Consider the following 14,504-nt stretch of genomic DNA (forward strand, 5'->3'; position numbering starts at 1 on the left):
CGACGACGATGGTCTGGACACCGGATACCAAGCGCTACGACACGATGAAATATAATCGCTGCGGCAAGAGCGGTCTGCGGCTGCCGGCCATTTCGCTCGGCCTGTGGCACAATTTCGGCAACGACACCCCGCATCAGCTCAAGCAGGCGATCTGCCGTCAGGCCTTCGATCTCGGCGTCACTCATTTTGACCTCGCCAATAATTACGGCCCGCCTCCGGGCTCGGCAGAGGAAGCGTTCGGCGAAATCTTGCGAACCGATTTCAAGGGATACCGGGACGAACTGATCATTTCCTCGAAGGCCGGCTACAACATGTGGCCCGGTCCCTACGGCGAGTGGGGCAGCCGCAAATATATCGTCGCGAGCTGCGACCAGAGCCTCAAGCGCCTCGGTCTCGACTATGTCGATATCTTCTATTCGCACCGTTTCGATCCGGATACGCCGCTCGAAGAAACGATGATGGCGCTCGATCACATTGTTCGCTCCGGGCGCGCGCAATATGTCGGTCTTTCCTCGTACAATTCGAAGCGCACGCGCGAGGCGGAGGCCATCCTCGAAGAGCTTGGCACGCCGTGCCTCATCCATCAGCCGAGCTATTCGATGATCAACCGCTGGATCGAAGATGACGGCCTGATCGACACGCTCGAAGAACTTGGCATCGGGTCCATCGTCTTTTCGCCGTTGGCGCAGGGCATGCTGACCGACAAATATCTGAAGGGCGTTCCGGAGGAGAGCCGCGCTGCGCAGGGCAAATCCCTCAACCCGGAATTTTTGAGTGACCGCAACCTCAAGAATATAAGCGCGCTCAACGCCATTGCTTCAAAGCGCGGGCAAACGCTGGCGCAGATGGCGCTGGCGTGGGTTTTGCGCAAGGGACGTATTACCACGGCGCTGATCGGGGCGAGCAAGCCGCAGCAGGTCGTCGATTGCGTCAAGGCGCTGGACAATCTCGAGTTCAGCGATGCGGAGCTTGCGGAAATCGACAGCTACGCCAACGACGCCAATATCAACCTCTGGGCAGCTTCGGCCGAGCGCAAGGGTCCTGAGCGCAAGCCCGTCAAAATGGATTGATACCCGCCATTTGCAATCGCTTGGGGCGCTAGCGTCACAGGCGATTGGCAGCGCAGCGCTAATATGCGAAATGTCTGCGCCAGAGTTATGCTGATTGGAGCCTTTCAATGAAGATTGCGATGATCGGGACCGGATATGTCGGTCTGGTATCCGGTGTTTGCTTTGCCGAATTCGGCTTCCAGGTGACCTGCGTCGACAAGAACCCCGCGATCATCGAGCGGTTGCAGGCCGGCGAAGTCACGATCTTCGAACCGGGGCTCGACGACCTGCTCGACCGTAATGCCAAGGACGGACGTCTCGTATTCACCACCGACCTTGCGACAACTGTTGCCGATGCGGATGTCATCTTCATCGCCGTGGGCACGCCGTCGCGCCGCGGCGATGGCGAGGCTGACCTTCAATATATCCATGCAGCCGCAGACGAGATCGCAGCGGCGATGAAACCCGATGCCGTCATCGTCATCAAGTCGACCGTCGTCGTCGGCACCAATGCCGATGTGCGGGCGCGCATCGCCAAGGCAAGGCCGGGCGTTGCGTTCTCGATGGTATCGAACCCTGAATTCCTGCGTGAAGGCTCTGCTGTAGAAGACTTTCTTCGGCCGGACCGTGTGGTCGTCGGCGTGCATGATGAGGCGGGTGCGATCGCGATGAGGCGGGTCTACCGCCCGCTTTACCTGCGCGAGACGCCGATGATCGTCACGACGCTCGAAAACGCCGAGATCATCAAATATGCCGCGAACGCATTCCTTGCCATGAAGGTGACCTTCATCAACGAGGTCGCCGACCTTTGCGAGAAGGCGGGCGGCAATGTTCAGGATGTCGCCCGCGCCATCGGCATGGACAATCGCATCGGTTCGAAATTCCTGCATGCCGGTCCGGGTTTCGGTGGTTCCTGTTTCCCGAAGGATACGCGCGCCTATGCCGCCACGGGCCGCAAGCTTGACGCGCCACAAACGCTGATCGAGCAGGTGGTCTCAATCAATGAGCAGCGCAAGCGCTCCATGGCGGAGCGAGTGATAGAGGCCGCACAGAAGCATGGCGTGAAGAGCGTCGCGGTCCTCGGCATCGCCTTCAAGCCGAATACCGACGATATTCGCGAGTCTCCGGCACTCGATATCATTCCGCTATTGCAAAAAGCGGGGCTGACAGTTCGGGCGCACGATCCGGAGGCGCGCACCGCGGCCGAACAGGTGCTGAGCGGCGTCAACTGGTGCAAGTCGGCCTATGAGGCCGTGGAAGGGGCGGGGATTACGCTGCTCCTCACCGAATGGAACGTCTACCGGGCCCTTGATCTGAAGCGAGTCGCAAGCCTGATGGATGGAAACATCCTGTTTGACCTGCGCAACGTCTATAGCGGGCAGGACCTCGACGGCACCGGCCTCGAGTACCATTCCGTGGGCCGGCCGCTGATCGGCAGAGCAAGCTGAGGCGCTCAATGCTTCAGCCTTTAAGCTCCAGCGGAAAAGGTGTTCTCTCCCAGAACTTGCCGATCTTGTACGTTTTGACCGTGGCCGACTCCCAGTCATGCAGGATTTGTGCGACCTCGGCGCGGTCTTCGGCGTGAAGCGCCTTATGGAAACGCGGGGTTAGCGTGTTCAAATGTTTGAGCGAGCGATCACTGCTTTCGAGCTTTTCGCAGGCAGAGGCGAATTCACCCTTCATTGCGTGGTTCATGACTTCGCTGAGTTCAAGTGTGGGCGACGCTATCCACGGAACCTGAAGGCACGAAAGATATGAATGATAGTCGTCGAGTGTGTCGATAGCATGCAATTGCGCCAGTACCTCTTCGGCCGTATCGAGCACTTGCGAGACCATTTCAGGATCACCAGCGTCCCAACCACTGCCGAGCACTCGTCCTTCCTGGTCAGTAGGATAAAATCGCTCCCCCCAGCCCAGCCGGAACTCCGGGAGCGCCGGCACCAGCGACTGAACGGACAAACGCGATCCGAATATTTTCGGGTCACGGCGGCTTTCGAAGTGGACACCGCGCAGGATGTGCCGCACGGGCTTGATGAACACAAAGCGCCACATCGAGAAAAGGTCATCGCGGCGCTCGATGAGCGGGCGCACGGCATTTCGTACATCGCGAATTGTGGTCATGGTCTGATTCCCCGCGAACCGGGGAATAGGTTCCTATAAATCGTGCCAGAGAATCAATTCGACTCTAGTCGCAGGCTTTGGGAACTGCCTAAAGAGATCGCCCGGATAAGGCCCATGACTAGGGCTCGGCCCTATACAACGTCACCGTCGTGCGCCGGCCCTTGCTGTAGTTGATGCCGGAGACGGTGGCGATGGCGGCGACGGATTTCTCGCCCCCCGGCAGGCTGGCGATGAAACCGTTGCGCTGTCCTTCATCCACCGCTGCAATCGCGCATTTCGGATTGGCCAGAATGTGCTGGGCGGCTCCGGCCCCGTCGGTCAGCACCGTATTCGTGCCGGCAAGGAAGACGAGGCTTGGTTCGGCATAGCTGGCAGAGGCCAGCACGCTGTCCGGGCAGGGCTTTGCTGCCTTGTAGGCATCGGCGATCGCCGGGCTCAGCCACATTGGCGTCAGGGCAGGAACGACGCCCCATGTAAGCAATCCGAGGGTAATTATAGCAAAGGTTGCAGAAGCTTGCAGTGCACCCTTCAAGTTGTGATTCAGGATGAGCCCGCTGGCGAAGAGCCCTGCGGCGAACGCTGTGAAGAAGGCGATGATGCCGGGAAGCGAGAAGGAGCCGGTCATCACGTAAGGCAGGACGAGGCCTGCGCCCATCAGCGCCACCGTGGCGGCGGCAAGGCCGAGCAGGGTCAGCCGTTCGATCCAGATCTGCCATTTGCCATGATAGGGCCCCGATGCGACCCCCGTGTCGACGGCCCAGGCCATGATCAGGAGGAGCGCTGGATAGGCGGGCAGGACATAGTGCGGCAGTTTGGTGGGGATCAATTCTGTCACCAGCCAGAACGGCACGTACCAGGCGACCAGAAAGGCAAGGCGCGGATCTTCGCGCAAGCGCCCGAGCGCCTGCAGGCCGCCGCGGACCGCCAGCACGCCGAACGGCCAGATGAAGAAAACGAAGATCAGGGCGAAATAGCCGGGCGGCGCACCATGGCTTTCCTGCGCGTCACCCACCTTGGAAAGGAAATCCTTGTTGACCGATTCGTTGAAGAAGGCGCCGCCGCTTTTCATGGTGATCATGATCAGCCAGGGCAGGACGATCGCAAGCAGGATGAGGATGCCGGCAATGGGCTTCAGCCGCTTCAGCCAGCGCCATTCGCGGTAGTAGAGGCTGAGCGATGCCATTGTTAGCAGACTGACGAAAGGCGTAATGGGTCCCTTGATCAATACGCCGATAGCCGTCGCCACCCAGAAGGTGAGCGCGGGCGCCCAGGTTTCGGCCGCTTGCCTGCGGCTCGCCATCCACATGAAGGCGAGCGCCGCCTGTGCAATGACGACGGTTGCGAGCACTGTCGCGTCCGTCTTGGCGACGCGCGCTTCAAAGCCGAGCATGACGATCGAGGCGAGGGCAATCCCGGCGAGAAGACCGGCGCTTTGCCCGAAAAGGAAAGCGCCAAGCGTCGCGGTTGCCAGCACGGCTACGGTCGCGCCCGTCACCGAGACGAGGCGGTAGGCCCAGGCGGGCGCCTTGTCGTCAAAGCCGGTCAGCTTCAAGGCAGCGCTTTGCAGCCAGTAGATGCCGATCGGCTTTTTGTAGCGCGAGGCATCCTGAAAGCGGATATCGACATAGTCGCCGCTTTCCGCCATCTGGTGAGTGGCCTGGATATAGCGCGACTCGTCGCGGTCGAGCGGGGGGATCAAGGCGATGCCCGGCACGAACGAAACGATGCAGATGAAGACCAGCAGCAGATAGTGGCTCAGGCGTAACCGCCGCGGCGTCGTGGCGGCAGGCGTTGCGTTTATGTGGCTCGCCAATGCGCTCACGAGTCTTGCGTCATCGCTTTCTTCTCATTGGCGATCAGCCAGAGATTGCGAACGTAAACGACAAGTCCGAGGCCTTGTCCGGCGATGAAGACGGGGTCCTTGCGCACGATGGCGTAGACGAACAGCAGCGCGCCGCCGAACAGCGAGAAGAACCAGAACGTGACAGGCACGACGCTGCGTTTTGCCCGTTCCGATGCCAGCCATTGCAGGACGAAGCGCATGGTAAAGCACGCCTGCGCAAAGAATCCGAGCACGACCCAGGCATCGAACTGCGCGACGAATACCGAGTGCAGCCAATTGGTTATAGCGTCAGCCATGGCTGATCTCCGTGATAGTTGGGACGGTCTTGCGGCGTTTTCTCAGCCACCAGACACCATATAGATCGAGAATGCCGCGCAGGCCGCGGTCGAGGATGCCGTAGTTGGACTTGCCGTGCCGCCGTTCGCGATCGACGACGTCGACATGGACGACGCCATAGCCTTCGCGAATGACGAGCGCGGGCAGATAGCGGTGCCAGCCGTCGAAGAAGGGCAGTTCGCGAAAGATCTGCGTGTGCAGCGCTTTCAGGCCGCAACCGGAATCGCGCGTATTGTCCTTGAGGATCGCACCGCGCAGGCGATTGGCATATTTCGAGGCGAACTGCTTGAGCTTGGTGTCGGTTCGCTTCAAGCGCTGGCCCGCAGCAATGCCAGTCCTTGGACCGGCTTCAAGAAGGGCATCGGCAAGCTGCGGCAGATAGGCAGGGTTGTTCTGGCCGTCGCCATCCATGGTCACGACGACATTGCCCTTGGCGGCGAAGACCCCTGAACGAACTGCGGCGCTCTGGCCGGCGGATTTGTCATGGCGCACATGGCGCAGCGGCTTGCCTGCCATGATGCGGCCGGCGAGCACGTCGCCGGTGGTATCCGTCGAGCCGTCATCCACGACAATGACCTCGTAGCTGCGGCCATCCATGGCGGCATCCACTTCATCGAGGAGAAAGGCTAGATTGGCGGCCTCGTTGCGGCAGGGAATAACAATGGTGATTGCCGGATTGCTCAAGTCAGACGCTTTCGTATTGTCTCATCAGGCGCGCTCCATAACATTGAACGCACCGGCTTGCCATACCTCAATTCACGCAACGCCCGGGCTGATCACCGCTTATCGCGAATGTCGGATAGCGTCCTTGTCGGCGTGATTGCTTCCGGATCGAGGCGGATTTCGATGATGGCGGGCTTGCCGCTGGCAACTGCCCGTTGCCATGCCGGTTCGAAAGCATCCGTCGTTTCGACAGTCTCGCCGTGGCCGCCAAAGGCTCGGGCAAGCATCGCGAAATCGGGATTGGTGAGTTCGGTGGCTGAGACGCGCCCCGGATATTCGCGCTCCTGGTGCATGCGGATCGTGCCGTAAATGCTGTTGTTGATGACGAGAACAATGATCGGCAGATCATACTTCACCGCTGTTGCGAAATCCTGGCCGTTCATCAGGAAACATCCGTCGCCGGCAAAGCACACCACCATGCGGTCCGGGTAAAGCTGCTTGGCGGCGACAGCGGCCGGCAAGCCGTATCCCATCGAGCCGGAAGTCGGGGCAGCTTGCGTGCCGAAGCGGCGGAAACGATGAAAACGATGCAGCCAGGTGGCGTAGTTGCCCGCACCGTTGGTCATGATCGCATCTTCCGGAAGGACGCTTTCGAGGTAGGTCATGATCGGCCCCATCGCAACCTGGCCCGGGCCTGTCTGCGGCGGCGTCGACCAGGCGAGATAGGATTGGTGCGCCGTTTCAGCTTCGCCCGGCCAGTTGATGTGCGATGGTGGCGCAAGATGCTCCACCACGGCCGCGAAGGCATCGGCCGCTGCATTTATGGCAAGGCTCGGGCGATAGACCCGTCCGAGTTCCTCCGCATCCGGATGAACGTGGATCAGCGTCTGTTTCGGGTACGGACTGTCCATCAGCGTATAGCCGGACGAGGGCATTTCGCCGAAACGGCCGCCGACGAGGAGCAGAACGTCGGCCTCCTTGACCCGCGCGCCCAGCGCCGGATTGATGCCGATGCCGACATCGCCGGCATAATTGGGGTGGAGATGGTCGAACAGCATCTGGCGACGAAACGAGCAACCAACCGGAAGCTGCCATTTCTCGGCAAAGCGCGCGATTGAATGAACCGCTTGCTCGCTCCAGCGCGAGCCGCCAAGGATCATGAACGGCTTCCGCGCGCCTTGCAAAAGGTCGGCGAGCTTCTCGATGACGGCAGCGGACGGGCCGGTTTCAACCGGCTGCCAGCCTTGCGCCGCGACGGCTTCCACCTTGTCGGTGAGCATATCTTCGGGCAGCGCCAGTACGACCGGCCCAGGACGGCCGGAGGTCGCAACGGCGAAGGCGCGCGTGACAAACTCGGGGATACGGCGGGCATCGTCGATCTCGGCAACCCATTTTGCCGTGTCAGCAAAGAAGCGGCGGTATTCGACCTCCTGAAACGCCTCGCGTTCGCGGGCGTCGCGCTGCACCTGGCCGATGAAGAGGATGAGCGGCGTCGAATCCTGCATGGCGATGTGGATGCCGGGGGATGCGTTGGTTGCACCTGGACCCCGGGTGACGAAACAGATACCGGGCTTGCCCGTGAGCTTGCCCCAGGCGTCCGCCATCATCGCCGCGCCGCCCTCGGCCCGGCACACCGTCACGCCGATATTGGCGTCGTAGAGCGCGTCGAGCACCGCAAGATAGCTCTCGCCCGGAACACAGAAGAGCCGCTCGGCGCCATTGGCGACCAGAGCTTCAACGATCAGTTCACCGCCGGTTTTCATCGGTAATATCCTTCAATTCGTTCAATATATCGGCGCTGTGTTCGCCGAGGCGGGGCGAGGGACGCTCGTACTGCAGGGGGGTCTTGGACATGACGATAGGCGTGCGCACGGAAGGGATAGTACTGCCGTGGCTGTCTTCAAGGTCAAGGCGCAACTGGCGCGCGACGATCTGCGGGTCGTCGAACATTTCGCCTATGCCATTGATGGGGCCAGCGGGGACGGCATTGCCGGCGCAGGCATCGAGCAGTTCCGCCCGGCTGCGCTTTGCCGTCTCGGCGCGGATCAATGCGGTCAACTCCACGCGATGTTCGAGGCGGGCACGGTTGGTCAGAAATCGCGGATCGCTTGCGAGCGCATCGAGGCCGACGATCGAGCAGAAGCGGGCAAACTGACCGTCATTACCGACGGCAAGGATCATATGGCCATCCGCTGTCGGCACCACTTCGTAGGGCGAAATATTCGGATGGGCATTGCCCATCCGGTGCGGGCTCTTGCCGGTCGCAAGGTAGTTCATGGCCTGGTTGGCCATCACGGCTGACTGGACGTCAAACAGCGCCATGTCGACCATCTGGCCTTCGCCGGTCTTGGCGACGTGCGCCAGCGCCGCCTGGATGGCGATCACCGAATAAAGTCCGGTAAAGACGTCGGCGACGGCAAGGCCCACTTTCTGCGGTTCGCGGTCCGGCTCACCGGTGACCGACATCAGCCCCGACATGCCCTGGATGATGAAATCATAGCCCGCCTGCGCTGCGTAGGGACCGGTCTGCCCAAAGCCGGTGATCGAACAGTAGACCAGCTTGGGGTTGTCGGCGCTGAGGGTTTCATAGTCGAGCCCGTATTTGCGTAGCCCGCCCACTTTAAAGTTCTCAAGAACGACATCTGCCGTCCGGCAAAGCGCGCGCACGGTCTCCTGTCCCTCGGGCGTAGCGAAATCGGCGGTAATTGAACGCTTGCCGCGATTGCAGGCGTGGAAATAGGCGGCGGAAAGGTTCTCCCCCTCGCTGCTGGTGATAAAGGGTGGTCCCCAGCCGCGCGTTTCATCGCCGCCGGCAGGGTTTTCCACCTTGATCACATCGGCGCCGAGGTCCGCGAGGATTTGTCCGGCCCAGGGTCCCGCCAGTACGCGGGCAAGTTCAATGACACGGATACCTTTGAGGGGTGCATCAGGCATGATCAGTTTTGTACCAGTTCTTTCGTTGAATGTTTTCCGACGCGCAGCGCCCAGGAGGCAAAATCCTGCATGATCTCGTCACGGTTGATTTCGTTGAGGCCCTCATGGCGCGTGTCTTGATAGATCCGGCTTTCGACATCGGTGAAACCGAGGCGCAAGAGGCGCTCTTCGAGCTCCTTGACCGACTTGCCTTTCGCCGTGGCCGGATCCTCGGCGCCGCCGACAAGATTGAATGGCAGGTTGCGGCGCAACGTGGCGAGAAGAGCATCGTTGGTACCGACGTTCATGAAATCGAAAATGTCGCGCCACATGCTGACCGTCGGGTCCCAGCCCGAGAGCGGATCGGCGAGATAGGCATCCACCTCGTCGGGATCGCGCGATAGCCAGTCGGAAGCCGTGCGGGCATTCTTGACCCTGCGGGCCCAGTCGCGAAAGGTGAGCTTTGGCAGGATCATGCTGGGGACGTCGGAACCGAGGAGCATCCGTTCTGCCCGTAAAATACCGAGTGCAAGGCGATTGAGGGACGCCGTTGAAAAGTTGGTGTTCCAGATTGCGGTCCCGCTGACATTCTCGGGATGCTTCAGGATATAGTTGAGCGCAACCAGCCCGCCCATTGAATGGCCGAAGAGGATGAGCGGCAGTCCGGGATTCCGGTTGCGGGCGAGGTGGTTGACGACATCGACATCGTCGAGCACGTGCTGGCGCCCGGCTTGTTGGGCAAAGCGTCCTGCCGGGGCTCCCGGCGCTTTGGTCAGGCCATGGCCGCGATGGTCATGGGCATAAACGTGAAAGCCCCTCTCGCTCAGAAACTGCGCAAAGCGGGCATAGCGCAAGGAGTGCTCGCTGACGCCGTGGCAAATCTGGACAATGCCGCATGGCTCCGCTTCTGCCTGCGAGACCCGAACGGCAAGCGCAGCCCCCGTCGCAGTGCGTATTGTCTCAACATCCTTGAATGCCATTCGCAGCCTCCCGCCCGCAATTGAAAGGGTGGCGCGGGATTAGTCAATGCGGAATAAGTCCATATCAATATCGCCCAAATTATCGCGGCGCTGCCTATTAAATAAACAGATAAAACTTTGTGCAACTTTCTTTTGCAAAACCACTTGCAATCGATAAAAACATGCCGCAGAACTTCACTCCGAAAGAAACGGGTTCTGACCTTTCGTCGCTTTTGCAGATGATCGAGCGGCCCATCTTGCCAGTTACATGGCCGTTCAAGGGAGAAGAGGACGCTCCCCGAATGCGGCACCAGAGGGGAAACCGGGTGACGGAAATATCCGCGCCCGGTTTCGCTCATTTTGGGACAGGTTATCTGAAACTAGTGGTGAGGTGCGGGCCGGGCCGCGAAATAAAACGCCCGCGCATTGCCACCGGAGCGCCTTTCCCCTAAATACGGCGCAACTTCATTCACACGAATACGAACATCGGAGTGACGCGCGTTATGGCACGCCAATTCATTTATCATATGGCCGGTCTCAATAAGGCCTATGGCACCAAGAAAGTTCTCGAGAATATTCATCTCTCCTTCTATCCCGACGCCAAGATCGGCATTCTCGGCCCGAACGGCGCCGGCAAGTCGACGATCCTCAAGATCATGGCGGGAACGGATAAGGAGTTCACCGGGGAGGCCTGGCTTGCCGATGGAGCAACGGTTGGCTATCTCGCCCAGGAGCCCGCTCTCGACGCCAGCAAGGACGTCATGGGCAATGTGATGGAGGGTGTCGCCGACAAGAAGGCGATCCTCGACCGCTATAACGAACTGATGATGAACTATTCCGACGAGACCGCCGATGAAGGCGCCAAGCTCCAGGACATCATCGACGCCAAGAACCTCTGGGATCTGGAATCGCAGGTCGAGATGGCGATGGAAGCCTTGCGCTGCCCGCCTGGCGACGCCGATGTCACCACGCTCTCCGGCGGTGAACGCCGCCGGGTCGCGCTGTGCCGCCTTTTGCTGTCGCAACCTGACCTGTTGCTTCTCGACGAACCGACCAACCATCTCGATGCCGAAACGACTGCATGGCTTGAAAAGCACCTGCGCGAATATCCCGGCGCCGTTCTGCTCATTACTCACGATCGCTACTTCCTCGACAATGTGACCGGCTGGATCCTCGAACTCGATCGCGGCCGCGGCATCCCATACGAGGGCAACTACTCGGCCTATCTCGAATCGAAATCGAAGCGCATGCAGCAGGAAGGCCGCGAAGAGGCGTCGCGCCAGAAGGCACTTGAGCGTGAGCGCGAGTGGATCGCAGCAAGCCCGAAAGCACGCCAGGCCAAGTCCAAGGCCCGTATCAAGGCCTATGACGAACTGGTCGATGCGGCCAACGACCAGCGTCCGGGCGACGCCCAGATCATCATTCCGGCTGGCGAGCGCCTTGGGCAGGTGGTGATCGAGGCTGAGAATCTCACCAAGTCCTTCGGCGACCGGGTTCTGATCGAGGACCTTACCTTCAAGCTGCCTCCGGGTGGCATCGTCGGCGTCATCGGTCCGAACGGCGCCGGCAAGACGACACTGTTCAAGATGATCACTGGCCAGGAGAAGCCGGACTCCGGATCGATCCGCATCGGTGACACAGTCCATCTCGGCTATGTCGATCAGAGCCGCGATCACCTCAAGGGCGACAAGAACGTCTGGGAGGAGATTTCGGGCGGCAACGATATCATCAAGCTTGGCAAGCACGAGATGAATTCGCGCGCCTATGTCTCTGCCTTCAACTTCAAGGGTGGCGACCAGCAGCAGAAAGTCGGCAATCTATCGGGCGGTCAGCGCAATCGCGTGCATCTTGCCAAAATGCTGCAGTCCGGCGGCAATGTGCTGCTTCTCGACGAGCCGACGAACGACCTCGACACCGAAACGCTTTCGGCGCTCGAGGATGCGCTCGAAAAGTATGCGGGCTGTGCCGTGATCATCAGCCACGATCGCATGTTCCTCGACCGTCTTGCGACGCATATCCTGGCCTTCGAAGGTGACAGCCACGTTGAATGGTTCGAAGGAAACTTCGAGGAATATGAGAACGACAAGATCCGCCGCCTCGGCCCGGACAGCGTCAACCCGAAGCGTCCGACCTACAAGCGCCTGACGCGGTAAGTCCGCATGTTCGAGCGGCTGAAGGAACGCGGTTTTGATATCCTGGCGCTTCACCACGCCGAAGCCATCGTCACCATGGACATGGCCGGCGCGGAGAACGACCTCGAAACGGTGCTGCTCGATCTGACGATCCCCGTCACCGAAATTGTCGCGGGCGGGGGAGGCGAGGCGCGGCTGACGCAGCGTCTGCGCCGTGGTCTCGCCGAACGGGGTTGGAGCAAGCGCAATATCCGCGTCCGCAAGACCGTTCGCTGGTCCGAATTCGATGAGGAAAGGGAGGTCGCCTCCCTCTCCCATGAAATCGATCACGTGAAGGCCTTCGGGCCGCAAGGCTCGGTGTTCGCGCTCGAAATCGAGTGGAACAACAAGGACCCCTTCTTCGACCGCGACCTTGAGAGCTTCAAGCGGCTGCACGCCGAGGGCGCTGTCTCCGTTGGCGGGCTCATTACCCGCGGCGAGAGCCTTCAGAATGATATGCGGACGATCCTGCGCCGCTTTGCAGATGAAAGGGCGGTCGATGAACTCGGCCAGCTCGACAGCTTCAATTACGTTCCGACGCGGCGTCAGCGCGAAATGATCCTGACAAGGGCCGAGCGTACCGGCGATTTCCGGCAAGCATGGGTGGATGCATTCGTCGGCGACAAGTTCGGCGAGGCGACGACCCACTGGCGCAAGCTGCGCGACCGCGTCTTGCGCGGCGTCGGCAACCCGTGCCCGCTTGTCCTTATCGGCATACCTTCATCGGTGGTGACGTTCGATCACTCCGCGGCTTCCGCCGCGGAATTATAGGCGTAGGTCTTCCAGGTCGGCTTGTAGTCCTCGTCGGCCTGATTGCCCCAATAGGTCCAGTTTGGCCGCGTCCCGCGTGCAAAAAGTTCGAGGTAAGGACCCTTCGAGCAGCTTTCGATCAGGTCGTACTGCTCGTCGGGCTTGCGCGAGTGTTCGCGTTTGCGCGACGAAAGATAGTTCACCTGGCTGCGGCCCGGCGCCAGGGTGCGGGCGTTCTTGCCGCGAACGCCGAAGAGCAAGACTTCGGTGACGTTGCGGAAATAGAAGCCGACGCCGCGCCCGTCAGAGCCGCCATCCTTGCGCACCTTGTGCCAGATGATGTTCGACTTGTACTCGAATCCCCAGGATTGCATGACCCGCAGCCCTTCCGGCAGCAGCGCATTCGGCACCCACAGGTAGAGATGCGCAGGTTGCGCTGTCAGGTCGGCGATCGGCAGGGCGCAGATATCGTCGGTCGTCATCGTGCCGTAGCGCGACAGGCGCTTGTGCTCCGGAGCGACCTTTCCAGTGCGATTGGTGAAGCGCCACGGCGGATCGGCAAGGACGGTGTGATAACGCTTTCCTGCGGTTCGTTTCGCCAAATCTATGGCTGCGTCCATAACTTCAGCGTTCACGACAAACCTCCGGTGGGAAAAGAACGAAAGCAGAACACATAACGATTGTCAATCGGAGACGATTCGCCTTTCCAGTGGGTTGTAGCATGCCATAGGCGCAAGGTATTGCCGAGCCGCAATAGTTCACCGAATTCTCATGACTCTTTTTGACAGATTCATCAGGGATATTTGCTGGTGTTGCCCGCAGTTTTTCATAAAATGCGGCGGCTTTCACGGCGCATATTTTCAGGAGCGTTTATGAACGACCTTTTTTCAACCGGCCCCGAGATATTGCCCGCGCGCAAGCTCAGCGGGCGTGTCAGCGGCCTGTTCGAGGCACGCGCCGGCGATTTCGTCACGGCGCCGTCGGCGGAACTCAGGGTTACTTTCGACGGAATTGTCGGTGATTTTCATGCCGGCCCGACGCGGAAATCCGGCGGTCGTGAGCCCTGGTATCCGCGCGGCACGGAAATGCGCAACGAACGGCAGCTCTCGATTCTTGCGCCGGACGAACTCGTACAAGTTGCAGCCGGCATGGGGCTTACCGAACTCAGGGCCGAGTGGATCGGCGGCAACATGCTGATCGACGGGATCCCGTCGCTTTCTATGCTCCCGCCGCGGACGCTGATATTTTTCGAGGGCGGTGTCACGTTGAAGGTCGACGGCCAGAACGCACCCTGCAAGATTGCGGGGCGCTCGATCGGCGAACATGCGGGAAAGGCCGACCATACCGCGACTGCGCTCGATTTCGTTCGGGTCTCGCGGCGGATGCGCGGCATCGTCGCCTGGGTCGAAAAGCCCGGAACGATCGGTAGTGGCGAAAAGGTGGATGTGCGCATTCCCGAACAATGGATTTATCGCCCCTGAGGCTTGCGCGCGCCCGGGAATTGTGGCGAATGATCAGGCAGGTCCGGTGCCTGCGGCAAGCGTTGCGGGAGAATCGGGAAGCCGGTGAAAATTCGGCACGTGCCCAACGCTGTAAGGGGGATGGACGCGCATTTGCCACGGAACTTTCCGGAAGGCGCGCGGCTCAGTTGAACCTCAGTCAGAAGACCGGCCGGACCTCATAGCTCGAACCGCGTGGA

13 protein-coding genes and 1 riboswitch are annotated in these 14,504 nt (G+C 60.4%); of the genes, 5 read left to right on the forward strand and 8 right to left on the reverse strand.

Annotation, left to right across the window (positions count from 1 at the left end):
• Nucleotides 1–8 precede the first annotated feature (8 nt).
• Both mgrA and GF108_RS14720 read left to right on the forward strand, forming a co-directional pair.
• Nucleotides 9–1,070: an L-glyceraldehyde 3-phosphate reductase gene (gene mgrA / locus GF108_RS14715; RefSeq protein ID WP_153668602.1), complete on the forward strand. Its 1,062-nt coding sequence runs from the start codon at nucleotides 9–11 to the stop codon at nucleotides 1,068–1,070.
• A gap of 107 nt (nucleotides 1,071–1,177) precedes the next feature.
• On the forward strand, nucleotides 1,178–2,497 hold the full coding sequence (locus GF108_RS14720; RefSeq protein WP_153668603.1) for a UDP-glucose/GDP-mannose dehydrogenase family protein: 1,320 nt from the start codon (nucleotides 1,178–1,180) through the stop codon (nucleotides 2,495–2,497).
• A 13-nt stretch (nucleotides 2,498–2,510) separates the two neighbouring features.
• On the opposite strand, the gene GF108_RS14725 is transcribed toward GF108_RS14720, so the two are convergent.
• The 7 genes from GF108_RS14725 to GF108_RS14755 all read right to left on the reverse strand — a co-directional run bounded on the left by GF108_RS14725 (nucleotide 2,511) and on the right by GF108_RS14755 (nucleotide 9,905).
• Complete coding sequence (locus GF108_RS14725; RefSeq protein ID WP_153668605.1) at nucleotides 2,511–3,170, reverse strand: hypothetical protein; 660 nt, start codon at nucleotides 3,168–3,170, stop codon at nucleotides 2,511–2,513.
• A 118-nt stretch (nucleotides 3,171–3,288) separates the two neighbouring features.
• Nucleotides 3,289–4,992: an ArnT family glycosyltransferase gene (locus GF108_RS14730; protein WP_370462178.1), complete on the reverse strand. Its 1,704-nt coding sequence runs from the start codon at nucleotides 4,990–4,992 to the stop codon at nucleotides 3,289–3,291.
• On the reverse strand, nucleotides 4,989–5,309 hold the full coding sequence (locus GF108_RS14735) for a lipid-A-disaccharide synthase N-terminal domain-containing protein (protein ID WP_027231938.1): 321 nt from the start codon (nucleotides 5,307–5,309) through the stop codon (nucleotides 4,989–4,991). The genes GF108_RS14730 and GF108_RS14735 overlap by 4 nt, the downstream gene beginning before the upstream one ends.
• Nucleotides 5,302–6,033: a glycosyltransferase family 2 protein gene (locus GF108_RS14740; RefSeq protein WP_027231937.1), complete on the reverse strand. Its 732-nt coding sequence runs from the start codon at nucleotides 6,031–6,033 to the stop codon at nucleotides 5,302–5,304. The genes GF108_RS14735 and GF108_RS14740 overlap by 8 nt, the downstream gene beginning before the upstream one ends.
• Nucleotides 6,034–6,125: 92 nt before the next feature.
• On the reverse strand, nucleotides 6,126–7,775 hold the full coding sequence (locus GF108_RS14745; RefSeq protein ID WP_153668607.1) for a thiamine pyrophosphate-binding protein: 1,650 nt from the start codon (nucleotides 7,773–7,775) through the stop codon (nucleotides 6,126–6,128).
• A complete protein-coding gene (locus GF108_RS14750; protein ID WP_153668609.1) occupies nucleotides 7,759–8,946 on the reverse strand; it encodes a CaiB/BaiF CoA-transferase family protein in 1,188 nt (395 codons plus the stop codon). The genes GF108_RS14745 and GF108_RS14750 overlap by 17 nt, the downstream gene beginning before the upstream one ends.
• A gap of 2 nt (nucleotides 8,947–8,948) precedes the next feature.
• Entirely contained in the window at nucleotides 8,949–9,905 is a 957-nt protein-coding gene (locus GF108_RS14755) for an alpha/beta hydrolase (protein WP_153668611.1), read from the reverse strand.
• 482 nt (nucleotides 9,906–10,387) lie between these two features.
• On the opposite strand from GF108_RS14755, the gene ettA reads away from it, so the two are divergent.
• Together ettA and GF108_RS14765 are read left to right on the forward strand one after the other, a co-directional pair.
• Complete coding sequence (ettA, locus tag GF108_RS14760) at nucleotides 10,388–12,037, forward strand: energy-dependent translational throttle protein EttA (RefSeq protein ID WP_153668613.1); 1,650 nt, start codon at nucleotides 10,388–10,390, stop codon at nucleotides 12,035–12,037.
• Nucleotides 12,038–12,043: 6 nt separating this feature from the next.
• Nucleotides 12,044–12,826, forward strand: a complete 783-nt coding sequence (locus tag GF108_RS14765) for a BglII/BstYI family type II restriction endonuclease (RefSeq protein ID WP_036814458.1) — start codon at nucleotides 12,044–12,046, stop codon at nucleotides 12,824–12,826.
• Here GF108_RS14765 and GF108_RS14770 read toward each other — a convergent pair.
• Nucleotides 12,796–13,440, reverse strand: coding sequence for an MT-A70 family methyltransferase (locus tag GF108_RS14770; protein WP_228017962.1), 645 nt, complete (start codon nucleotides 13,438–13,440; stop codon nucleotides 12,796–12,798). The genes GF108_RS14765 and GF108_RS14770 overlap by 31 nt on opposite strands.
• 237 nt (nucleotides 13,441–13,677) lie before the next feature.
• Here GF108_RS14770 and GF108_RS14775 point away from each other — a divergent pair, with 237 nt between their 5' ends.
• The gene (locus GF108_RS14775; RefSeq protein ID WP_153668615.1) at nucleotides 13,678–14,286 is read left to right on the forward strand and encodes a molybdenum cofactor sulfurase; all 609 of its coding nucleotides are present in this window, start codon (nucleotides 13,678–13,680) and stop codon (nucleotides 14,284–14,286) included.
• Nucleotides 14,287–14,313: 27 nt separating this feature from the next.
• Nucleotides 14,314–14,496, forward strand: a riboswitch (cobalamin riboswitch).
• The last annotated feature ends 8 nt before the right edge of the window (nucleotides 14,497–14,504 follow it).

The organism is Phyllobacterium sp. SYP-B3895, assembly GCF_009647635.1.
GTDB classification, from domain to species: domain Bacteria; phylum Pseudomonadota; class Alphaproteobacteria; order Rhizobiales; family Rhizobiaceae; genus Phyllobacterium; species Phyllobacterium pellucidum.